Origin of the sequence: Mesorhizobium sp. M7A.F.Ca.CA.002.04.1.1, assembly GCF_004022805.1 — a bacterium.
Classification (GTDB): domain Bacteria; phylum Pseudomonadota; class Alphaproteobacteria; order Rhizobiales; family Rhizobiaceae; genus Mesorhizobium; species Mesorhizobium ciceri.
On record NZ_RZPL01000479.1, the window covers coordinates 1 to 4,514 of the forward strand.

The 4,514-nt window shown below is 63.8% G+C and carries 5 protein-coding genes; 1 reads left to right on the plus strand and 4 read right to left on the minus strand.

Translation table 11 applies throughout. The features are described 5' to 3' along the window. The 4 genes from ENZ75_RS22155 to ENZ75_RS22170 form a co-directional block, all read right to left on the minus strand. The coding region (locus tag ENZ75_RS22155; protein WP_164887925.1) for an enoyl-CoA hydratase/isomerase family protein at positions 1-623 on the minus strand (623 nt) is incomplete at its 3' end. Then, a complete protein-coding gene (locus ENZ75_RS22160; protein ID WP_063168954.1) occupies positions 616-2,217 on the minus strand; it encodes an acyl CoA:acetate/3-ketoacid CoA transferase in 1,602 nt (533 codons plus the stop codon). The genes ENZ75_RS22155 and ENZ75_RS22160, both read right to left, overlap by 8 nt. After that, positions 2,214-2,393: a hypothetical protein gene (locus ENZ75_RS22165; RefSeq protein WP_013529705.1), complete on the minus strand. Its 180-nt coding sequence runs from the start codon at positions 2,391-2,393 to the stop codon at positions 2,214-2,216. The genes ENZ75_RS22160 and ENZ75_RS22165 overlap by 4 nt, the downstream gene beginning before the upstream one ends. Continuing rightward, positions 2,390-3,448, minus strand: a complete 1,059-nt coding sequence (locus tag ENZ75_RS22170) for a LacI family DNA-binding transcriptional regulator (protein WP_128278315.1) — start codon at positions 3,446-3,448, stop codon at positions 2,390-2,392. Before ENZ75_RS22170 ends, ENZ75_RS22165 begins: the two co-directional genes overlap by 4 nt. A 239-nt stretch (positions 3,449-3,687) precedes the next feature. Here ENZ75_RS22170 and ENZ75_RS22175 point away from each other — a divergent pair. Continuing rightward, positions 3,688-4,514 (plus strand): DUF993 family protein (locus tag ENZ75_RS22175; RefSeq protein WP_128278316.1); only part of this gene is annotated, 827 nt, incomplete at its 3' end.

Sequence of the window (4,514 nt, forward strand, 5' to 3'; positions counted from 1 at the left end):
TCCGTCGCCAGCGGGCCGCGCTCGGCGATCTTTTCCGCCCACGCCTTTGCTTCTTCGTGTGCGTTGCCAGTTGCGACCACCCGGTCGACGATGCCCAGGGCGAGTGCCTCGGGGGCGAGAAGGATCTCGCCGCCCAGCGCCATGCGGCGCACCGTCTGCGCGCCGAAGCGGCGCACGGCGCGCTGCGTACCGGACCAGCCGGGCACGACGCCAATCGAGGTTTCCGGGAAGCCTAATTTCACTTGTGTTTCCGCCACGCGCAAGTCGCAAGCCGCAGCCAGTTCCAGGCCGCCGCCAAGCGCATGGCCGGACAGGACGGCGATTGTCGGCTGCCGCAGCCGCGCCAAGCGGTCGAAGACGCGGTGGCCGTAGCGCACCCACTGCACCTGGAAATCGGCGGCACTCATCTGCGCCCAGGCTTCGACATCGCCACCGGCGCAAAAGCCCTTGCCTTCGCCGCGCAGCAGCACGACGCGGACGCCCTCGGCCATCTCGGCCGCGTCGAGCGCCGTCTCTAGCGCCCGCAGCATCGGAATGTCCAGTGCGTTGAATTTCTCCGGCCGGCGCAGCGTGATGGTACCGATGGCGCCATCCTGCTCGAAGGTGACGAGAGGCTCAGCCACGCGCGCCTCCGACCGAGGCGCCGCCATTCAGCGACAGGCCTATCGGTTGCTCCTGATAGAGGGCTGCCGGTGTCGTCTTGAGGTCCCTGGCAACGGCCAACGGAATTTCCGACTGGGCCAGCACATCACGCTGCAGATCGATGCCGGGTGCGAGTTCTGTGACGACCAACCCCTCCGGCGTCAGCTTCATCACGCAGCGTTCGGTGACATAGGTGATGTCCTGTCCCTGCGCCACCGCGCGCTTGCCCGAAAACGAGATGTGCTCGACTTCGTTGACCACCTTCTTGACCTTGCCCTCGTGGTCGATGCGGATGCCGCCATCGGCCAGAGACAGCTTGGCGCCGGCATTGAAGAAGCCGGAGAAGACGATCTTCTTCGCCCGTGCGGTGATGTCGACAAAGCCGCCGGCGCCGGCGGTGACATGCGGCCGCGCCGAAAGCTTCGAAACATTCACAGAGCCGTGTCGATCGATCTGCAGGAAGGACAACAGCGAGGCGTCGAAGCCGCCGGCCTGGAAATAGATGAACTGGTGCGGCGAGGGCATGAAGGCGTCGGCGTTCGATGAGCAGCCGAATTTGAAGTCGAGCAGCGGCACGCCGCCGACCGCGCCCTGTTCGATCACCCAGGTAATTTTGCCGTGCTGGCCTTCCTCGAGAAGGATGCGCGGCACATTGGCGGAAATGCCGAACCCGATATTGACGGCCATGCCGTCGCGCAACTCCATGGCGACGCGGCGCGCGATCACCTTCTGCACGTTCATCTCCGGCGTGCGGAAGCTCGACAGCGGCCGGAAGATTTCTCCCGAGATCGCCGGGTCATAGGGTGTCAGCGTCGTCTGCAACTGGTCGGGCGCAACGACGATATGGTCGACCAGGACGCCCGGCACGCGCACGTCATGCGGTTTCAGCGTGCCGTTCTCGACGACGCGCTTGACCTGCGCGATGACGATGCCGCCATTGTTGCGGGCGGCGAGCGCCTGTTCCAGTCCGCCGAGATAGGCGCCCTCATGCTCGTAGGTGAGGTTGCCGCGCTCGTCGGCCGACGTGGCGCGGATGATCGACACCTGCGGCACGATAGAGCGGAAATAGAGCCATTCCTCGCCGTCGAACTGCTGCACCGAAACGATCGGCTCGCTGGCGGCGGCGTTCATGGCGCAGCCCTGGTGGCGCGGGTCGGCGAAGGTGTCGAGACCGACTTTGGTCAGCACGCCCGGCCGCTTGGCCGCGGCTTCGCGGTGCATATCGAACAGGATGCCGGACGGCACGTTGTAGGCGGCGACCGAATTGTCGCCGATCATCTTCCAGATCTGCGGCGGTTCGGAAGAGGAGGGGCCGGACGGGTAGGAGCCGCACAAGGTACGCTTCAGCAGTCCCGGCTTGGCCAGATGGTCGATGCCTTTGATGCCATACATGTCGCCGGCTGCGATCGGGTGCAGCGTGGTGATGTTCTTCGGATGGCCTTCTGCGTCGAAGCGTTCGCCGATCGCGGCGAGCACCGCATCGGGGCAGCCGAGGCCGCTCGACGAGGACACCGACACGACCATGCCGTCCTTGACCAGGCCGGCTGCCTGCGCTGCGGAGACCACCTTGCTCAATTCACACTCCCGAGCTTAGGCTCGATTGCGACCGCCTTGCCTGATTTCGCGGTTTGCAATGCTGCTTCGACTGACGCCGATGACCAGATGCTGTCCTCGCCTTGCGCGCGGATGGCGTTGATCATGAACTGCCTGACGATCGTGCTGGCACCGATCAAGCTCCATTTGACGCTCATGCAGCGCCTCCCGAACCGGCCGCCCTGTTTCGAATGCGGCGATCCGGGCCGCAGCTTTCCCTGACCACCAGATTGACCGCGCCGATATGGTCTTCGGCCCGTGTTGTGCGTGACTGGATCATTTTCAACATGACATGGGCGGCGCGTTCGCCGAGGCCCGCCGAGTCCACCGCGACGCTGGTCAGAGCCGGCATGTAGTGCTCGGCCTCGGCCACATCGTCGAAGCCGACGATGGCGAAATCAACTCCCGGCTCAAGCCCGCGCTTGCGCAGCGCCAGCATGGCGCCAAAGGCGACGGCGTCGTTGAAGCAGAGTGCCGCGGTCGGCGGTTCAGCCATTGCGAGAGCGGTTTCGAGGCATGCGATACCACCTCTGCGGCTGGTCTCTCCCTCGACGACCAGAGTGTCGCGGTCGGAGATGCCCTGCGTCTCGCAGGCTTCGCGAAATCCGCCAAGCCGCTCGTGATAGACGACGAGATCGGACGAGCCGCCGAAGAAGACCAGCCGGCGATGTCCCTTGCCGATCAGATGAGCGGTGGCGAGATAGGCGCCGCGATGATTGTCGGGCGCGATGACCGGAATGCGGCTCTCGGTCAGCCGGCGCATGGCGAAGACCACCGGCAGACCTGCCGTCTCGATCCGCCTGAAGGCGCCCGGCGTCGTGCCGCGAGCCGGCGACACGATGAGGCCGGCGACGCCTTGCTCCATCAGCGACTTCAGCACTTCTTCCTGGCGCACCGGATTTTCCGCCGTGTTGGCGATGAACGGCACGATGCCGGCCGACTGGAAGACCCGCTCCATGCCAACCGCCAGCTCCGCGAAGAAAGGATTGGTGAGATCGTTGATGACCATGCCGATGACGTTGGAGTGCGCCTTGCGCAGATTGGCGGCGCCGCGGTTGTAGACGTAACCGACATCCTCGATCGCCTTGCGCACCTTGCTCGCTGTTTCGGGCCGGATCAGTCCGCTGCCCTGGAGCACGAGCGATACCGTCGATTTGGACACGCCCGCTTCGCGGGCGATGTCGAATATCGTCGCCTTGGCCCGGTTGGCCATCCAGATGCATCCTCCCGACTGCAGGCCCAAAACTATTGGAACGTTCTAATCTCTGCTCCGCTCGTGAGTCAATCGGGATTTTTCCCGCGCCTCGAACATCGATTGTGCGTACTCAAATGGCATGCTTCATAAGGCTTTCCTGTTGCAATGCAGCATTTCATCCTGCAGGGAGTTCGAATCTTAAAGGTCCTTGATTTATTGGAACGTTCCATTTAGTAGCGTTGTGAAGGGAGCGATGGATGGACATTTCCTTGCCTGGTGAGGGTGGCGGCAGCACCCGGTACACGCTGGTCGGCGAGCCCGTGCAGCCTGACATCGGCGCGCGATTTTCGCGTATCGCCTATGCCGCCGCGCACGTCGTTGCCGATCCGCTCGCCATGACCGATCCGTGGTCCAGACCGGTGATCGACTGGGAGAGGACGATGGCGTTCCGTCACCATCTGTGGCGGCTGGGCTTCCGCATCGCCGAAGCGATGGACACGTCGCAGCGCGGCATGGGCTTCGACTGGGCAAACGCGCAGGAATTGATCCGCCGCTCGATCGCCGAGGCGCGCACGGTCGATGGCGCCGATCTCGCCTCGGGCGCCGGCACCGACCATCTGGCGCCCGCCGCCGCCAAAACAATCGATGACGTCATCAAGGCCTATGAAGAGCAGTTCGCTTTAATCGAAGGGCTCGGCGGCAAGGCGATCATGATGGCCAGCCGGGCGTTGGCGGCAGTTGCCAAAGGGCCGGACGACTATGTCAGGGTCTACGACCGCATCCTGTCACAGTCCTCCGGCAAGGTCATCCTGCACTGGCTGGGCGACATGTTCGATCCGGCGCTCAGGGGCTATTGGGGCAGCGAGAATTTCGAGGTCGCTCTCGATACAGTCGTTGCCATCATCGAATGCCACGTTGGCAAGGTGGAGGGGATAAAAATCTCACTGCTCGATGCCGGCAAGGAGGTCGCGCTGAGGAACCGTCTGCCGGACGGCGTCGTCATGTTCACCGGCGACGATTTCAATTATCCCGAACTGATCGCCGGCGACGAGAAAAGGCACTCGCACGCATTGCTGGGTATTTT